This is a genomic window from Pseudomonas sp. B16120 (genome assembly GCF_044218845.1).
Lineage (GTDB): Bacteria > Pseudomonadota > Gammaproteobacteria > Pseudomonadales > Pseudomonadaceae > Aquipseudomonas > Aquipseudomonas paracarnis.
The window spans coordinates 357,491-375,718 of sequence record NZ_CP162588.1 but is presented as its reverse complement, the minus strand read 5'-3'; the positions used below and the strand labels follow the sequence as shown (position 1 = coordinate 375,718).

The 18,228-nt window shown below is 59.3% G+C and carries 13 protein-coding genes; 1 reads left to right on the top strand and 12 read right to left on the bottom strand.

Annotated elements, in window-relative coordinates:
* Positions 1 to 255 precede the first annotated feature (255 nt).
* The 4 genes from AB4P90_RS02100 to AB4P90_RS02085 all read right to left on the bottom strand — a co-directional run bounded on the left by AB4P90_RS02100 (position 256) and on the right by AB4P90_RS02085 (position 7,901).
* On the bottom strand, positions 256 to 2,445 hold the full coding sequence (locus AB4P90_RS02100; RefSeq protein ID WP_395605610.1) for a glycoside hydrolase: 2,190 nt from the start codon (positions 2,443 to 2,445) through the stop codon (positions 256 to 258).
* Between the two features lie 244 nt (positions 2,446 to 2,689).
* Positions 2,690 to 5,755 carry an efflux RND transporter permease subunit gene (locus AB4P90_RS02095; protein ID WP_201491911.1) on the bottom strand — a complete coding sequence of 1,022 codons (3,066 nt, stop codon included), beginning with the start codon at positions 5,753 to 5,755 and terminating at the stop codon, positions 2,690 to 2,692.
* Positions 5,752 to 6,822 (bottom strand): efflux RND transporter periplasmic adaptor subunit, encoded by a 1,071-nt coding sequence (locus AB4P90_RS02090; protein WP_395605609.1) that lies wholly within the window; start codon positions 6,820 to 6,822, stop codon positions 5,752 to 5,754. The genes AB4P90_RS02095 and AB4P90_RS02090 overlap by 4 nt, the downstream gene beginning before the upstream one ends.
* The gene (locus AB4P90_RS02085; protein ID WP_014716449.1) at positions 6,819 to 7,901 is read right to left on the bottom strand and encodes an efflux RND transporter periplasmic adaptor subunit; all 1,083 of its coding nucleotides are present in this window, start codon (positions 7,899 to 7,901) and stop codon (positions 6,819 to 6,821) included. Before AB4P90_RS02085 ends, AB4P90_RS02090 begins: the two co-directional genes overlap by 4 nt.
* A gap of 121 nt (positions 7,902 to 8,022) precedes the next feature.
* On the opposite strand from AB4P90_RS02085, the gene AB4P90_RS02080 reads away from it, so the two are divergent.
* The gene (locus AB4P90_RS02080) at positions 8,023 to 9,183 is read left to right on the top strand and encodes an AAA family ATPase (protein WP_020302226.1); all 1,161 of its coding nucleotides are present in this window, start codon (positions 8,023 to 8,025) and stop codon (positions 9,181 to 9,183) included.
* 99 nt (positions 9,184 to 9,282) lie between these two features.
* Here the strand turns inward: AB4P90_RS02080 and AB4P90_RS02075 are convergent, their stop codons facing one another.
* From AB4P90_RS02075 to AB4P90_RS02040, 8 genes are all read right to left on the bottom strand, one after another.
* On the bottom strand, positions 9,283 to 10,131 hold the full coding sequence (locus tag AB4P90_RS02075; protein WP_020302225.1) for a transporter substrate-binding domain-containing protein: 849 nt from the start codon (positions 10,129 to 10,131) through the stop codon (positions 9,283 to 9,285).
* A complete protein-coding gene (locus tag AB4P90_RS02070; RefSeq protein ID WP_395605608.1) occupies positions 10,128 to 10,904 on the bottom strand; it encodes an amino acid ABC transporter ATP-binding protein in 777 nt (258 codons plus the stop codon). Before AB4P90_RS02070 ends, AB4P90_RS02075 begins: the two co-directional genes overlap by 4 nt.
* Positions 10,901 to 11,560 carry an amino acid ABC transporter permease gene (locus AB4P90_RS02065; RefSeq protein WP_201913867.1) on the bottom strand — a complete coding sequence of 220 codons (660 nt, stop codon included), beginning with the start codon at positions 11,558 to 11,560 and terminating at the stop codon, positions 10,901 to 10,903. The genes AB4P90_RS02070 and AB4P90_RS02065 overlap by 4 nt, the downstream gene beginning before the upstream one ends.
* Positions 11,541 to 12,206 (bottom strand): amino acid ABC transporter permease, encoded by a 666-nt coding sequence (locus tag AB4P90_RS02060; protein WP_014716444.1) that lies wholly within the window; start codon positions 12,204 to 12,206, stop codon positions 11,541 to 11,543. The genes AB4P90_RS02065 and AB4P90_RS02060 overlap by 20 nt, the downstream gene beginning before the upstream one ends.
* A 369-nt stretch (positions 12,207 to 12,575) precedes the next feature.
* On the bottom strand, positions 12,576 to 13,358 hold the full coding sequence (locus tag AB4P90_RS02055) for a MetQ/NlpA family ABC transporter substrate-binding protein (RefSeq protein WP_003187613.1): 783 nt from the start codon (positions 13,356 to 13,358) through the stop codon (positions 12,576 to 12,578).
* A 106-nt stretch (positions 13,359 to 13,464) separates the two neighbouring features.
* The gene (locus tag AB4P90_RS02050) at positions 13,465 to 14,391 is read right to left on the bottom strand and encodes a sigma 54-interacting transcriptional regulator (RefSeq protein ID WP_014716443.1); all 927 of its coding nucleotides are present in this window, start codon (positions 14,389 to 14,391) and stop codon (positions 13,465 to 13,467) included.
* A gap of 48 nt (positions 14,392 to 14,439) precedes the next feature.
* Entirely contained in the window at positions 14,440 to 15,021 is a 582-nt protein-coding gene (locus AB4P90_RS02045; protein WP_014716442.1) for an alpha/beta hydrolase, read from the bottom strand.
* Between the two features lie 219 nt (positions 15,022 to 15,240).
* Positions 15,241 to 18,171, bottom strand: a complete 2,931-nt coding sequence (locus tag AB4P90_RS02040; RefSeq protein ID WP_234451973.1) for a glycosyltransferase family 32 protein — start codon at positions 18,169 to 18,171, stop codon at positions 15,241 to 15,243.
* Positions 18,172 to 18,228: the final 57 nt, after the last annotated feature.

Here is an 18,228-nt window from a genome sequence, read left to right as displayed (position 1 = left end):
CTCCCACCTTTGGAATGCATTCCCTTGTGGGAGCCGGGCTTGCCCGCGATGGCGCCGTAACGGGCAGCGTTATTTCACCTGATACACCACCGGCTCCCACCTTTGGAATGCATTACCCTGTGGGAGCCGGGCTTGCCCGCGATGACGCCGTAACGGGCAGCGTTATTTCACCTGATACACCACCGGCTCCCACCTTTGGAATGCATTACCCTGTGGGAGCCGGGCTTGCCCGCGATGGCGCCGTAACGGGCAGCGTTATTTCACCTGATACACCACCGGCTCCTCCCCCTCCACAAGCACCGTCACACTGCGCCCGGCATACCCCTGTTTATCCACCGCCGAGAAATTCGCCACCAGCCGCGTCCCGTCTGCGAAGGTGGTTTGCTGCAGCTGCTTGTCCACCGTCAGCCAGCGGAAATCCGTCATTTCCTGGGTTGCCAGGCGCTGGTGCAACGGCCGGAAAAAACGGTCCTGGCGCTGAATAATCGGCAGCCGCGCCTTGAGCGTCGCCGCACTGAGGTGGTACAGCGGCGGCACGTTGTAGAGCAGTTGGGTCAGCTCATTGTCGCCCTGCACATTGCTCAGTTTGAGGCTGTCGAACAGCCAATGATGGGTGGTGATCACCGAGCCATGGAACACCGCCTGATACAACGGCACGCGCATCGTCGGTTCGAAATACAGCGCGCGAAACGGCTCCTTCAACGGCACCGATTTGAAGAACACCGCCGGTTGCTCCGTGGGGTACCAGTTGCCTACGAAGTACGGCGACTGCGGGTCCTGGGTCATCTCGCGGTCACCCCAGCCGATCACCGGGGTCTGCATGCCGTGGGCAAACAGGATGCCTTGGGCAGTGATCGCGTTGCCGTCTTCGGAGCCTGTGACCAGCTTCGGCACGGTGTTGATCCAGCGGGAAGCATCGATATTGCCTTCGGCGTTTTGTGCCTGAGTCATGCTGGCGTTGCTGCGATAGCTGTCGAACAACATGCTGGTGGCGTAGGCATCGAGAAACCAGGCATTGAAGCCAGCCTTGGCGTGTACTGCCTTCACCCGTGCCTCCAGCAGCGGCCGCACACAACGTGGATCCGTGTAGTGGCCGGACTTCTGGAAACCGGTTTTCAGCTTGCCGTCTTTCAACACGATCGCGCAGTCGCGGTAGGCCTTGGCGCCCAGGTGGGCAGTGGTCCAATCGGGGTTTTCGGTGGAGGACAGGGCCGTTTCGTAGGAGTCGTAAGGCGCCATCAGAAAACCGGCTTCCACCCCCGCGCGAATCGCTTCGGGATGCCAGAGGCCACCCTCCCAACCTTCGCCCAAGGTCAGCAGCAGACGCTGCAGCCCGGCGTCGCGCAGGGTTTGAATGGTGCTACTGCCCCAGGTCTGCGGGCTGTCACTCAAGGCTCCCGCAAAGTCCACGGCCAGTTCACTGCGCAGCTCACCATAACGGGCGGCAAGGCGGGTCATATCTGGCTCTTGCACTTGCCAGGCCTGCCGGGCCTTGGTGTTGATCGCCGCGTTGAGGCCGCGCAGGAGCACGGTTTGTTCATAGCGATTCAGTGCAGCGGACTGCGCCAGCAGCTGTGCGCTCTCTTTGTCCATCAGGCTCTTGAGTTCATGGCTGCGCAGCCGTTGGATCAGTCTTGGCCAATCACGCACATCGCCCAAAGCCAGCAGGCCGTTGTCCCAGAGGTACACATGGCTGGCGCCCAGCAGTTTCTGGGCTTCGGGTGTTTGCCGCAGTTTGTCCGCCAACGGCTCATAGCGGCCCTGCTCCACCAGCCACTGGCGGTAGCGCTTGGCACCAGCCAATGGGTCGGCATCGCCCAGGTACAGCCGCAGCGTCATCGGCGCATCAGGCGCCAGCGAGGTGAATTCATGGGCCGCGCAGAGCGCCAGGCCGTTGCCGTCGGCTTGCCATTGCAGGCGGTTGTTGTAGGGGTTGGTCAACAGCCAGCTCAAGGTGAAGCCACCGTGATCCACGCCCCACAGCGGCAGGCTCAGGTCTTGGGTGGTATTGAACTCGCCCCGCTCCAGCAGAAACGTCTTCCAGATGGCATTGCCGGCAGGCACGTAATGCCCCTCGGCCAAGGGCCAGATCAACCCTCGCCCCATGGCCTCGGCAGGCTGACGCAGCAGGGCCAGCTCACCGGGCTCGCGGGCGTTGATGGTCAAGGCCAGGTCGCGCTGTTGCAGGCGGGCGGTCAGGCGATAGGCGCCGTTGTCCCATTGCCAAGTGGCTTGATCAGGCGTGTTCTGCAATTGGCTGACGGCATGCGAGGCCACACCGCTGGACGCCTGCACCGAAGCCTGGCCTGCGGGTGTCACGCGCAGCGCCAGGGTGGCGGGGTCGAGTTCGACGCGCCACAAGGCATTTTCCAGTACGGTGGCGGCGAAGGCAGACGGTGCAAGGAGCAACGCGCAAAACAGCAAGGTGAAACGCAGGCACTGCATGAGGATCGACCTGGGTTTGGAATGAGGACCAGAGGGTACAACATGCAGTAGCGAGCCAGGACGACATGGGGATTTTTCAGAAACTTCACACAGTCTCAACTAGAATGAAGATCCAAATGTGGGAGCTGGCTTGCCTGCGAAAGCGACAGTTGAGTCACAGATGCAGCGACTGATACACCGCCTTCGCGGGCAAGCCCGCTCCCACAGGGGGTTTGCGCTTAACCGGCAGCCCCCTCTCTCAGTGTTAATCCTGTTGTGGCTGACGTTCGTGTTTCGGCTCGCGGATCTTGTACCAGGCCACATACAGCGCCGGCAGAAACAGCAACGTCAGCAACGTCGCAATGATGATCCCGCCAATCATCGCGTAGGCCATCGGCCCCCAGAACACTTCCCGCGCAATCGGGATCATGCCCAGGCTCGCGGCGGCGGCCGTCAGCAGAATCGGCCGACGCCGGTGTTCGGTCGCTTCCACCACCGCGTCCCACGGCGTGTAGCCGGCCTCTTCGTACTCGTGGATCTGTGTGACCAGAATCACCGAGTTGCGGATGATGATGCCGATCAGCGCCAGGATCCCCAGGATCGCCACAAAGCCCATGGGCGTGCCCGTGGGGATCAACGCCAGCACCACGCCGATCAGCCCCAGTGGCGCAACGCTGGCCACCAGGAACATCTTCTGCACGCTGTGCAACTGAATCATCAGGAACGTGGCCATCAGGAACAACATCAACGGCACCACGCTGGCAATCGGGCCCTGGGCCTTGCCACTTTCTTCCACGGTACCGCCGGTGGCGACTTTGTAGCCCACCGGCAAGCCTTCGTTGAATTTCTCGATGGTCGGCGCCAACTGCTTGACCAGGTCGGTCGGCTGCATCTCATCGCGCACCGCGGCCTTGATGGTAATCGTCGGCTTGCGGTCACGACGCCACACCAGCGGCTGCTCCAGTTCGTAACGCACCGTGGCAAAGGCCAGCAATGGAATCGAGGTGCCATTGGGCGTAACGATCTGCAGGTTCTGCAAGGTTTCCGGCGTACCGCGCTCGGCGTCCTCGGCGCGGCCGACCACGTTGATCAGGTAGATATCGTCGTGCACCTGGGTCACCGCCGCGCCGCTGACCACGCTGTTCATCAACTGCGCCACGTCTTCCGACGAAAGCCCCAGTTGCCGCGCCTTGTCCTGGGCGATGTCGACGCGCAGCACTTTGCCCGGCTCGTTCCAGTCGTAGATGATCTCGCCCAGGTGGGTGTTCTGATCCAGCAAGGTCGCCAGTTCAATGGCGTGCTTGCGCACCTGGTCGGTGTCTTTACCAGAGACGCGGTACTGGATCGGCCGCCCGACCGGCGGGCCCATTTCCAGCGGCTGCACGTAGCTGCCGATACCGACAAAATCATCGCGCAAGCGTTTCTGCAATCGAGCGATCAGGGCGCCACGCTCTTCCAGGCCCTTGCTCACAATCACCAGCTGCGCGTAGTAGGGGTTTTCCAACTGCTGGTCCAGCGGCAGGTAGAAACGAATCGCGCCCTGGCCGATGTAGGTGCTCCAACGGGCGATATCCGGGTCGTCCTTGATGATCGCTTCGAGGCGGTCTACCGCCTTGCGCGTCTCGTTGATCGAGGCGTTTTGCGGCAGGTTCAGGTCGACGAGAATTTCCGGACGGTCCGACGACGGGAAGAACTGGTTCTGCACAAATTGCATGGAAAATACCGAGGCCACGAACAGCGCCACGGTGATGCCAATCGCCCACCAGCGGTTGCGCATGGCCCACAGCATGCCGCCATTGAAGGCACGGCCAATGCGCCCTGGCTCGGCGTTATGCGGTTTCACATTGGCGCTGAGAATATGCACGCCGATCACCGGCGCAAACAGCACCGCCACGACCCACGACACCAGCATCGCCACGGCAATCACCGCGAACAGGGTAAAGGTGTACTCGCCTGCCGAACTGGCGTTGAGGCCAATCGGTACGAAACCGGCCACGGTCACCAGCGTGCCGGTGAGCATCGGGAACGCCGTGGAGGTATAGGCGTAAGTCGCCGCCTGTTCCTTGGTTTCGCCTTTTTCCAGGCGCGTGATCATCATCTCCACGGTGATCATCGCGTCATCCACCAGCAGGCCGAGGGCGATGATCAACGCGCCCAGCGACACGCGCTGCATGGTGATGCCGCTGTATTCCATGAACACGAATACCAGCGCCAGCACCAACGGAATCGAGCACGCCACCACCAACCCGGCGCGCATGCCGAGGCTGATAAAGCTCACCACCAGCACGATGATCACCGCCTCGAACAATGCGCTGGTGAAGCCGCCGACCGCCTCTTCCACCACTTCGGCCTGGTCGGACACCTTGTGCACGCCGACGCCCACCGGCAGGTCGGCGGTCAGCTCGTCCATGCGCCCGTGCAGGGCCTTACCGAACGACTGGATATTGCCGCCCTTCTGCATGGCGATGGCCAAGCCAATCGCCGGTTTGCCGTTGAAGCGAAACATCGGCCGCGCCGGGTCCACATAACCACGGCTGATGTCGGCAATATCCGCCAGCCGGTAGAAACGGTCATTGAGGCGCAGGTTGACGTTGGCCAGGTCTTTCTCCGAGGCGAACTGCCCGGAGGTGCGCACGGAGATGCGTTCCGGCCCGGCCTCGATCACCCCGGCGGGGGTCACGGCGTTTTGCGATTGCAGGCTTTGTACGACCTGGCGCTGATCAATCCCCAGGGCCGCGAGTTTGCGCGTGGAGAAATTCAGGTAAATCACTTCGTCCTGCTGGCCGATCATCTCGACCTTGCCCAGCCCTGGCACCGAGCGGATTTCGGCGCGCACCTGTTCCACGTAGTCACGCAACTGGCGCATCGACAGGCCATCGCCGGTAAAGGCATACACCGAGCCGAACACGTCACCGAACTCATCGTTGAACGATGGCCCCTGCAAGCCCTGGGGGAAGGTCCCACGAATGTCATCGATCTTTTTGCGGACCTGGTACCAGATCTCCGGGATGGCCTTGGCACTGGTGGTGTCCTTGAGGAACACGAACACCGTGGACTCGCCGGGCCGGGTGTAGCTTTTCACATAGTCGAGAGAGTCGAGTTCCTCGAGTTTTTTCTCGATACGGTCGGTGACCTGCTTGAGGGTTTCTTCCTGGGTCGCGCCCGGCCAGCGGGTCTGGATCACCATGGTCTTGATGGTGAACGACGGGTCTTCTTCACGGCCCAGGTTCATGTACGAGAACACGCCCATCAGCAGTGCGACGAACATCAGGTACCAGACGAAGGACTGATGCTTGAGGGCCCAGTCGGATAAGTTGAAGCTCCCTTTCATCGCGGGCTGTCCTCGTCGATTTTGACTTTTTGCCCAGGTTTCAGGCTGTTCACGCCGGCGGTGACAATGCGCTCGCCGGGTTTGACGCTGCCATTGAGCAAGGCGCTGCGGGTATCACGGCTGATAACCGTGACCTCGCGGGGTTGCACGGTCTGGCTCTGGGTGTCGAGCAGCCAGATACGGGTCTTGCCGTCCACTTCCTGCAAGGCGCTCAGGGGCAGTTCGATACGCGGGGCGATGGCGGTGCTCAACGTCACGCTGATTGCCGTGCCCAGGCGGAACGCGGGCGGGGTTTCGGCCAGGCTCAGGCGTGCGCGACGGGTGCGCGTGGCGCTTTGGGCCTGAGGCTCGATCTCACGCACCACGGCGGTGGTGTGCACGCTGGGGTCCAGTTGCCCGGCGACCAGGAACACCACATCGGCAGGCAAGCGTTCAGCCAGGCCGGCGGGCAGGTCGATCACCGCTTCCTTGATGTCCGGACGGGCCAGGGTCACCACCTGCTGGCCGGCGCTGACCACTTGGCCGGCCTCAGCGTTCCAGGCAGTGACGATGCCGGCATGGTCGGTGCGCAGTTCGGCGTAGTTGAGTTGGTCCTTGGCCTGGTTGACCGAGGCACGGGCCTGGTCAAGGGTCGCCTGGGTGGTTTTCAGGTCGGTCTGGGCCACATCCAGCTGAGCCTGGGCGCCGACGCCACGGTTGAACAGTTCCTGTTGCCGCCGAGCGTTGGCCTGGGCGTTGATGAACTGCGCCTGTACGCGCGCCAGGTCGCCCTGGGCAGCGCGTAATTGGTTCTGCTGGTCGGTGGGGTCAAGCACGGCGAGCAAGGCGCCCTTCTCCACCTCGGCGCCGACATCCACGGCGCGACGGGCGATGCGGCCGGGCACACGGAAACCCAGGTTGCTTTCATAGCGGGCCTGGATGGTGCCGGCGAAACGACCCAGGTTTTCCTGGTCTTCGGCCCTCACTTCCATGGACAGCACCGGGCGTAAGGGTTCGGGCGGCGCCTCTTCCTTGGAGCAGGCCATCAGCAACAGGCTGGCGGCGACAATGAGCGTCAATTGCTTCATGGCTGCGCTCCGGGTTGGGCGATCTCGACGACCATGCCGGGGTGCAGCAATTGCCCACCGGCTATCACGACTTTTTCACCGCCTTTGAGACCCTCGCCGATGATCACTTTGCCGGTGAGGTAGCGCGCCACGGTGACCTTGTGCAACTGCACCTTGCCTTCACCGTCCACCAGCCACACGGCCGGCTCGCTGAGGTCTTTGGTCAGGGCCGACCAAGGCAGCTCGATGCTCGCCTTGGCCGGGCCATTGGCGGTGGCACTCACCACCGACCCCAGCTCCATACCCTTGGGCAGGCTTTGCAGGGCGATCTTCACTTGGACGGTGCCGGTATTGGCGGCCACGGCGGGCGTGACTTCGCGGACTTTGCCCACGGCCTTGATGCTCGGGTTGTCCAGCAGGCTCACCGTAATCGGCGCGTCGGGGGGCGGCTCCACCAGCAGGGACTCATACACGTTGAACACGGCGTCACGCTCGCCATCGCGGGCCAGGCTGAAGATCGGCACGGTGGCTTGTACCACTTGGCCGACTTCGGCCTGGCGCGCCGTGATGATCCCCGGGGCATCGGCGATCAACGCGGTGTAGCCCAACTGTTCGCGTGCATTGGCCAACTGCGCCTGGGCAGCGGCCAGGGCACTTTGACTGCTGCGCAGCGCGGCCTGGGCGGCGTCGTATTCGCTGCGGCTGGTATAGCCTTTGGGCAAGAGTTTTTCCTGGCGCACGAAGGCGGCGGCGGTCTGCTTGACCCGCGCCTGCTCGGCCACAACCTGGGCCTGGGCCGAATCGACGTTGGTTTGCAGGTCCTTGGGGTCGAGCTTGGCCAAGACTTGCCTGGCCGTGACGCGGTCGCCTACGTCAACCATGCGCTGGATGATCTTGCCACCCACGCGAAAGGACAGATCGGTTTGCACGCGCGCCTGGATATCGCCGGTCAGCGTGACCGCCGCGGCAAAATCCGCTGACTGCACGGTTTGCACGAATACCCGCGAATGCTGCTTGGGCTCGGCTTTGTCCTGGCCACAGCCGCTGAGCAGCGCCAGGAGGCCAAGGCTGAAAATAAATGTCGAGGTGCGACCGCCCATGCAGGCTCCTTTTGCGTGATGCCGACGTTCAAGTGTGTATGCGACTGTGAGCTTAGATCAGGGTTCCTTATCTGCATGGAGGATCCCATACTCCAATGGTTCCCATGCTGACTAATTACACATGCTTAAAACCCTCGCGGTGGCCAATTACCGCTCGATCAACAAATTGGTGGTGCCCCTGGACCGGCTGAACCTGGTGACCGGGCCCAATGGCAGCGGCAAATCCAACCTGTATCGCGCCCTGCGCCTATTGGCCGAAACCGCCCAGGGCGGGGTGATCAATGCGCTGGCCCGCGAAGGCGGGCTGGATTCGACCTTCTGGGCCGGGCCGGAAACCATCAGCCGGCGCATGCGCAATGGCGAAGTACCGGTCGAATCTACTGTGCGCCAGGGCGTCAAACGCCTGCGCCTGGGGTTTGCCGCAGAGGATTTCAGCTACGCGATCTCTTTGGGCTTACCCGAAAAAACCCTCTCGGCCTTCAAACTGGACCCCGAAGTAAAAAAGGAGTGCATCTGGGCCGGCCACGTCTACCGTCCGGCCAGCCTGCTGGTGCAGCGCTCAGGGCCGATGGTGCGTGCCCGCGAAGGCCGTGCGTGGGATGTGCTGGCGCATCACACACCGAACTACCACAGCCTGTTCGATCAGGTCGGCAGCCTGCGTGGCTCGCCGGAAGTGCTGCTGTTGCGTGAAAGCATTCGTGGCTGGCGCTTTTACGATCACTTTCGCAGCGACGTGGACGCGCCAGTGCGCCAGCCACAGTTGGGCACGCGCACGCCGGTGTTGCACCACGACGGCCGCGATCTGGCGGCCGCGTTGCAGACCATCCGCGAGATTGGCGATCCCGAGGCGCTGCAACGCGCCGTGAGCGATGCATTCCCGGGCGCGCGTCTGCACATTGAACCGTTGCAGGGCGGACGCTTTGCCATCGAGTTCTATCAGGAAGGCTTGCTGCGACCGTTGTCGGCGGCGGAGCTGTCGGACGGCACCCTGCGCTACCTGCTGCTGATCGCCGCGCTGCTGACCCCTCGGCCACCGACCATGATGGTGCTGAACGAGCCGGAGACCAGCTTGCATCCGGACCTGTTGCCGGCACTGGCCCGCTTGATTATCCAGGCGTCGAAGCAGTGCCAGGTATGGGTGGTGAGCCATGCCAGCCGCTTGATTGCGGCGTTGCAGCAGGATGAGGGGTGTAACTCGATTGTGTTGGAGAAGGTGTTGGGGGAAACGCGAATTGTGGGGCAAGGGATGCTGGATGCGCCGGCCTGGCATTGGCCGGAGTAGGCGGTGACTGCACTGGCCTCACCGGGGGCAAGCCCCCTCCCACATTTTGATGTGTGAATACATTCAAAGGTGGGAGCTGGCTTGCCTGCGATAGCTATCTCAGCCCTGCCACTTACCGCCTTCAACAATCACACTCTCAGGCTTGGTGTCATCGCTCAGCTCTTTACGCACATATTGGTCATAAAGCTTGAGCAGGAATTTCTCCTCCCCCAACTTCGCCAGCTCAGCGTTCACCCAGTCACGCAGCTCGATATTGCCCTTCTTCACCGCCGGGGCAATGGGTGCTTCATCACCGAGCTTCTCTTCCAGCACGCGGTAGCCAGGGTTCTGCTTGGCCCAACTGAACAGCACCAGGTTGTCTTGCGCATAGGCATCCCCACGGCCAGCCGACAGCGCCTGCAGCGACTCGGAGTTCTTCTCGAACTTGAGCAGCTTCCAGTCCGGATGGTTCTTGGTCAGCCAGATATCCGCCGTGGTGCCGGTGGTGACGATGGTCGTGCGGGTTGCCAGGTCATCCAGGCTTTTGACGGCGCTGTCATTCGGCACCAGAGCCTGCACCGCCACTTTCAGGTTGGGGTTGGTGAAGTCCACTGCTTCCTTGCGTTCAGGCGTCACGGTCATGTTGGCGAGAATCAGGTCGACCTTGTCGCTTTGCAGGAAGGGAATGCGGCTGGCCGGTTCCACGGCGACAAACTCCACCTTGTTTTCATCGCCCAGCAGGTCCTTGGCGAATTGCCGGCCGATGTCGGTATCGAAGCCGACATAACGACCCGCTTCGTCCACAAAGCCGAATGGCGGTTTATCGGTAAACACGCCGACAATCAGCTTGTCCCGCGCTTTGATTTTGTCGATGTAGCTCACAGCCGCAGGTTTTACCGGCTCTTCGGCCTTTTTATCGCAGCCGGCCAGCAAGGCGACGGCAAACAGTGGCAGCAGTAACTTTTTCATATCAGCTCCAGTTCCTTGATCTTTTTGGGCAATGTTGAAACAAAGGAGAACTTCTCCAGGAACTGCTGCGCGCGTGCGGTCTGCGGGTTCGTAAAGAATGCCTCGGGGGTGTTGTGTTCGAGGATGCGACCGGTCTCCATGAACACCACGCGGTCGGCGACGGCGCGGGCGAAGGCCATTTCGTGGGTGACGATCAGCAGGGTCATGCCATCGCGGGCCAAGTCCTGGATCACTTCCAGCACTTCCTTGACCATCTCCGGGTCGAGGGCCGCGGTGACTTCGTCAAACAGCATGACCTGAGGGTTCATGCACAACGAGCGGACGATGGCGATGCGTTGTTGCTGGCCACCGGAAAGCTGGCGTGGGAAGGCGTCGCGCTTGTCGGCAAGGCCCACGCGCTCCAGCAATTTTTCCGCCTGCTCACGGGCTTCACGCGGGTCGCGCTTTTGCACTTTCAGCGGGCCGAGCAGGATGTTGTCGAGCACGCTCATGTGCGGGAACAGGTGGTAGCTCTGGAACACCATGCCAATGTCCTGGCGTACCTGGCGCCAGTCGGTGGTTTTATCCAGCAGCTCTTTGCCAGCAAAGCGCAGGCTGCCGCTGTGCGCGACTTCCAGCCCATTGAGGCAGCGCAACAGGGTGCTTTTGCCACAGCCGCTGGGGCCTAAGATCACCACCACTTCGCCGCGCTGCACGCTCAGGTCGATGCCCTTGAGCACCTGCGCCTCGCCGAAGAATTTGTTGAAACCCTGGAACTCGATCAATGCACTCATGCTTGGGCCCAGCGCCGTTCCAGCAGCTTGGAGGCGGCCGACAACGGGTAGCAGATAAAGAAGAAAAACAGGAACAGCGCACCGTAGATCAATACCGACTCGTAGGTGCGCTCGATGATTTGCTGGCCAACCTTGATCACATCCACCACGCCGATCAGCACCGCCAGGGAGCTGGTCTTGATGATGCGCGTGTACACGTTGATGGTCGGCGGCGTCATGCGCTTGAGGGCCTGGGGCAGCAGTACGTAGCCGTACAACTGTGGGCCGGACAGGCCAATCGACAAGCCTGCTTCGCGTTGGCCACGGGGCAGCGAATGCAGCGCGCCACGCACCACTTCGCCCACCTCGCTGGCGCCCCACAACGACAGCACCAGCACCGCGCACCAGAAACTCGGGATGCTCAGGCCGAAGAAGATCGGCACGCCAAAAAACAGCAGGTACAACCACACCAGCACCGGAATGGCGCGGAACAGTTCCAGGTAGACCCGCAACACGCCGTTGATCGCCTTGTTATTCAAAGTGCGCAGCACGCCGTAGAGCACGCCGCCAACCGTACTGAAGGCGATGCTCAAAAACGAAATTGACAGGGTTTGCGCAGCGCCCTTGCCCAGTTGCGGCAACGACACCCAGAGCAACTCAAGACCCGAACTGGCCATGTTGGAGCCTCCTTTCCAGGCGGCTGAGCAACAGCGACAACGGCAAGAACAACAGCACGCAAATCAGCGTCAGCACAGCGAGCATTTCGTAGGTTTTATAGTAGAGGGCGATATAGCTCTTGGTGGTATAGAGAATCTCCGGCACCGCCACCGCCGACACCACGGTGGTTTCCTTGAGCAGAAAAATGAAGTTGGCGAACAGCGCCGGCAGGCTGAGGATGCCGGCCTGGGGCAGGATCACATGGCGCAACAGTTGCCAGTCGGACAGGCCAATGGACTTGCCCGACTCGATTTGCGCTTGCGGCACCGCTTCCACACCGGCGCGCAGCACCTCGGTGAGGTAGGCGCCGCCCAGAAAGGTCATGGTGATGATCGCCGCCCAGAACCCGGAAATATTGAAACCCAGGGCCGGCAGCGCGAAGTAGACGAAGAACAGTTGGATCAACAGCGGCGTGTTACGCGCCAGCTCCACATAGAGCGCCACCAGGCGCGACAGGTAAGGCGTACGAAACACCAGCAGCGCAGCGTTGATCAGCGCCACCAGCAAGGACGTGGCAATGGCGATCAGGCCGACTTGCAGCGTCACACCCACGGCCTTGAGAAACGCCGGCAGGGTGCTGAGGATAAAAGCGAAATCGAAGGTCATGTGCAGTCCATATCGCCGCATGGGTAATGCCGCGAGCGCAGTCCGTGCCGACGTGGATAACGTCAGCTAGCGCGAACTTTAAAGGTATAAAAATCAAAGTTTAAATACCGAAATAGCATATTGATATCACCCAAAAACCTAACCTCTGTGGGAGCTGTCGATCGTTCCCACGCTCTGCGTGGGAAGGCAGCCCAGGACGCTCTGCGTCCGCTCTAAAGTCGTGACGCAGAGCGTCACAGGAGACGTTCCCACGCGGAGCGTGGGAACGAGCAAGCCAGCTCCCACAGTTTTGACTGTATTTCAGATAAAAAAACGCCGACGCTGGAGTAGCCGTCGGCGTTGAAACCTTGAAGGGGGTTTTGGCTTACATCAGAACGCTGGCACCACCGCGCCGTTGTACTTCTTCTCGATGAAAGCTTTGACTTCCGGGCTGGTCAGGGCCTTGGCCAACTTCTGGATAGCATCGCTGTCCTTGTTGTCCGGGCGCGCCACCAGGAAGTTCACGTACGGCGACTTGGCGTCTTCGATGATCAGCGCGTCTTTGGCCGGGTTCAGGCCAGCTTCCAGGGCGTAGTTGGTGTTGATCAGGTCGAGGTCAACCTGGTCCAGCACCCGTGGCAGCAGGGCCGATTCCAGCTCTTTGAACTTCAGGTTCTTCGGGTTGCTGGCGATGTCTTTCGGCGTGGCCAGGGCGTTTGTCGGGTCTTTGAGGGTGATCACACCAGCCTTTTGCAGCAACAACAAAGCGCGGCCGCTGTTGGAGCCTTCGTTCGGGATAGCCACGGTGGCGCCGTCTTTCAGATCTTCGATTTTCTTGATCTTTTTCGAATAGCCGCCGAAGGGTTCAACGTGCACGCCCACCACGGTAATCAGGTTGGTGCCCTTGCCCTTGTTGAAGTTTTCCAGGTACGGCAGGGTCTGGAAATAGTTGGCGTCCAGGCGTTTCTCAGCGACCTGCACGTTCGGCTGTACGTAGTCGGTAAAGACTTTGATCTGCAGGTCCACACCTTCCTTGGCCAGGGTCGGCTTGATCAGCTCGAGGATTTCGGCGTGCGGGATCGGCGTAGCGGCCACCACCAGTTTCTCGTTGGCCTGGGCAAAGCCAGCAGTCAGGGCAGCCGCCAGAGCGGTAAACAACAGAACCTTTTTCATGCAATGTCCTTCTAACGACCGTTTTTATGTGAGGTGCCAGCGAAGTGCTATCGCGGCGTGGAAGGGACAATACCTAGATTTTTTATTCCCGAACAATATCTTTTATTCACGTTGATATTCCATTTTGTTCATACAGGAATTTACGCACCGATTCCGTCTCGGCCGGGCTGGCGCTGGCCAAAATTCGTCGTACTTGCTCCAGCGGTGAGCCTGCCGTCGGTAGGTTCAAATGCTCGGGCAAGATTTCATCGCCGCTGCTCACCAGCAAGGCAAAGTGAATGACGTTTTCCAATTCTCGCGTATTGCCCGGCCACGTGTGGTGTTCCAGCACCTGCTGGGCGGCGTCGCTGATCAGTGGCACCGGAAGGTCCAGGCGCTGGCTGTAGATGCCGAGGAAATATTCGGCCAGAGACAAGATATCCCCCACCCGCTCGCGCAACGCCGGCAGGTCCAACCGGCCCTCACTCAAATAATGGAACAGACGCTCATGAAACTTGCCCACGGCCACGGCCTGGGCCAGGTCGATGCTGGTCGCGGCCACCAGGCGCACATCCACCGGGCTGGGCTGGTGGGCACCGACGCGGGTGACTTCGTGGTTTTCCAGGGCCGCGAGCAATTTCACCTGGATCGGCAGCGGCAAGTCACCAATTTCATCCAGGTACAAGGTGCCGCCATTGGCCGAGCCAAACCAGCCCGCGCGGCTGCTCGCCGCGCCACTGTGACTGCCGGCGGCATAGCCAAACAACTCGGCATCCGCATAGGTGGGGCTGATGGCACCACAGTTGACCGAGACAAACAGGCCTGTACGGTCACTGCCACGGTGGATGTGCCGCGCCAGCAACTCTTTACCGCTGCCGGTTTCTCCTCGAATCAATACGGGTAAGGCGCGTGGCGCAAGGCTTTCCAACTCTTCACGCAGTTGGCGTGAGCGTGGGTCGACGAACACCAGCGCCTTGGCGCGGATGCTCAACGGGCTTTTTTCAGCATCTGGAAAGGTCAGCAGCGGCTGGCCGAAGGTTTCATGCAGACTCATGGCAGGCTCCCGCCCCAATCCACACAGGGACGGGGCGTTGAAAAAATATTAGGCGCTGCGCCGAGCATGGTGCTCGAGGCGATGTTGCAGGCGGTAGAGGTAAGCAAACCCTTGCTCCCAGCGGCGGTGGCCGGACTTCACATTGATATGCCCGGCGCCCGCCAAGATGCCGGCTTCGGCGCCCCACTGACGCGCCAGTTCCAGAGCCCTGGGGGCGCTCACGGCACTGTCGTTGTCGGAGCTGACCACCTGGCTGGGAAATGGCAGCAGGTCAGTTGGAATAGGTGCGAAATTGCGCAGTGCAGGGGCACACGCAGGGCGCTCGACATCCGCCGGTGCCACCAGCAACGCGCCGCGTACCTGCCGCAAGAAGTGCACGGGGGCAGTGGCGGCCCAGTGGGCCACGGTGATGCAACCCAAGCTATGAGCGATCAGGATGACCGGCGTGCTGTCGGCAGCGATGGCCTCGGCCAGTGCGGCGACCCAATCCTCGCGACGCGGTGTCAGCCAATCGGCCTGTTCCACGCGGGCGCTGTTGGGCAGGCTGTTCTGCCAATGGGTTTGCCAATGATCTTCTGGCGATCCTTGCCAGCCCGGCACGATCAGATAACGAATCGACTCGCTGTGCATGGGTGTGCCCTCCTGCAGCGTTTAACGTTGCTGACCAGTATAGGGGCGACCCAACAATCAAATAAGGAATAAAAAGGAATTTATTAATAACCAAATTGCATTTCCGACATCAGGTCACGTTATCCTCATCCAAGGCGATCGCCGTCACTGAAGCCAGTCGCTGAGGCGGATAAACCCGCTCCTCAGCGACTGCAATCGACACCAGGTTTGTTTTACCAATCAGCGAGAATGATGCATAGACTGCTCTGAGCCAATGGAGACCCCGAACTTATGATTCATCGGCATGTAATAATCTCGCGCGCTCATATAGTTGGCACCATAGTCCTTGGGAAGTAAAAGACAAGCGTTCAACAGTTCTGTCACCTCTTCAACTACCGCGAAAAACCCATACTCCTTTTGTGCCAATACATCCCCAAACATTTTCGGCCCGGTGATTTCAAAAATTTTCTTCTCGTATTCTTTATAAGCGTGCTGTTCGGCGGCTGTCGAACTGTCACTCAGGAAAGCACGATTACTTTTCAACCACTCCTCATTGGCCTTATAGCGCTCATAGGCCTCTTCCAGGATTTCATCCAGCAAAGGATTATCGGCATGACTGGCGAAATTACTGGTATTGAAACCACTGAAGTCTGCTGGTTCATAAGTCACTGGCGAATTCATCAGGATATCGTTCGGTGTGGCTTTCAACGTGACGTTTCCCACATTGAAAGTCAGTGTATCGTCCGCATCCAGATATATTCCACCGTACTTCTTAAGCAATGCAACGCGCATCACATCCGATGAGGCCGCTAGATTTTGCCCTTGGCCGGCACGAAAGTACTGATACATTTCCCCATACTTGCCAGCCTTCAGCTCCCTGAAAGCCTCATCTGCCTGCAAATCATGCACTTCCAGACCGCCTACTTTGTGATCCAATGCAGACTTTATCTTTTGAAAAACACTCGCATTATTGGCATCTACATGAACGATCGACTTATAGCCCGGACTTTTCCTGGAGTTCTCAACAATATTGTTGAGCAAGTTCTCTGGCATCTCATTGCCAGCCCAAAAATAGTGGATAACCTTGGGCACCTCAGTGGCGCCGGAGGGTAACGATGGCAGTCTCGGTAACTTCAATGTCTTATTTATCATTGAAGCCGGTGCATTTTTATTCCCTTCGATCGCTTCAGCTTTTGTACCACTCATCCAGTTTTCTTGGCCTTTACGCCAATAAAACACGTCATTCACTCGACCGTTTTCGCTGACCCCACGCCATAGGCGGGCCTCTACGTCATACGTCACTTTAGTGCCGTATCGATCGACGAAAATCATGTAGTCTTTCGAGACCATTTGATGGACATCGTCCATGGGGACTGTGAACGCCTCATGGAGTTTCGGGGGCGAAACAGGGCTCATCGGATAACCAATCTGCCCATTGATTCGCCGTGGCGGATTGAAGAATGGGCGCCCTTGTTCAGTCACTTGAGTAGAGGCCTGGGCTGCAGCATCCGCTCCGGCTGCGACGCCCCCGCTGGCAAACCTTTCTGTTATCACTTTCGCCAGCGGCGCCCCCGCATGAGTGGCTAACGGCGGAGCAGCGTTCAATACCCCAAAAACAATTCGGTCCGCACCGGTCGATTTTCCTTTGATGGCATCATCAATACCAATACCGGCCTCGGCGCCCCCGGCTGCCAGGAAGAAAACATCCAGGCCTATTGCGACTTCCGGCATGACCAGGGCCAGGGGCGTCATGAACATGGCGACTTTGGTGGCCTCTTCCACCCCTTGCAGCACTTTGTTCTTGGTGTAGTCCCCATCACTGACGATCGCATTATCCGCGTCCGAATAAGACCGGGCCTTTTGTCGAACCTTGACTGCTTCGAAAGGGTCGCCCTGCAGCTGATCCACTGTGATAAACCGGTCCGGCACCCAGCCGTTGAGCCCTTTAAGGAAAGCATTACCCGACGCCTGCGCGTCCGACCAATTTCCCATCCCTTCCAGAGACTGACGTACACCGTCTGAAAACGACTTGTCAGCTTGATCCTTGAGAGAAAAGTGCGTCAGCAGCGATTCGCGCTTAACGGGGTCTGACGCCTGCCCCGCCAGCCACGTTTTCATTTGCTGCGGATTATCGAACCGATGAATGGGTGAGGAATTGCCAGGGATGTATAGCAACGTCAGCTGGGTTTTCCGATCGGTCACACACATCAAGTCGGTCGACTGCAAGCCATTGATGCTCAGCAAGCCGATCTCCAGATTCGGATCCTTGACGGCAGGCTTGGTAAAATCCTGAACCGTCAGCTCGGACCAATCCTTTTGCGCAACCGCCCCCAACGCACGCTGAGCGAGTGCCGCCTCAACCGGTCCAAGTGTTCCTTCCAGACGCTGTAGATTGATCGCTTTAACAAAGGATATTTTACTCAACGATGCATACGAGGCGCTGTGTTTGTCCCAAAATCCATCAAGCGTATTCTTGTAAAGTTGGGTGCGGTCTGTATCCCAGACCAAGGCTTTGAAATCTTCAACCGGAATGGGCACCTCAGTGGCCGCACTGTAGAGCGCAGAGCCCGGAGAACTCGGTTCCCGGTAAATAGCTTGGCGACTGCCTGCTTCCTGCACCCAGCCGTCAATTTTGTTGTAAACATACACTGCCGGCGAAAAATATTTGGCGATTTTTCGAAACCAGCCCTCATTATCTTCAATCGTAACATCTTGCCTGTTTTTCAAAGCCGCCTGGGTCAGCGTTATTTTTTCCACAACATCCTTTTCGTCATCGCCATTATCCTTGAACGTCACCAGATACGTTTTATCAGGATCAACTTCAATGCCCCACTGTTGTTTTATCTTCGCGGACAAAATAGTGGCAATCTCTTTTTCAGGAGACATAAAATCAGACGCATGCGTACTGATATAAGCATCTATTACAGGATTTGGCTTCAATACCTTGGGCCCGGCATTGGGTGCGTTAATGTGCTGATAACCGGCGCGATTCAAAGATAAACTTTGCCCTAACGGATGCCGTGGGCCAGGCCTATCGGACGGCCCAGAAAAAGCGACAGGTTTTTTTTCATCGGGCTGAGAAACCGGTTGTTGCGGGCTGACGAATGTATCTACCAAACGAATCGGAAAACGTACCATTCTATAAATTCTCCATTTATCGAAACTTTCCATGCGCCAGCCAGAATAATCATACGGTCATGAATTGCACGCTCAGAAACATTTAAAAAC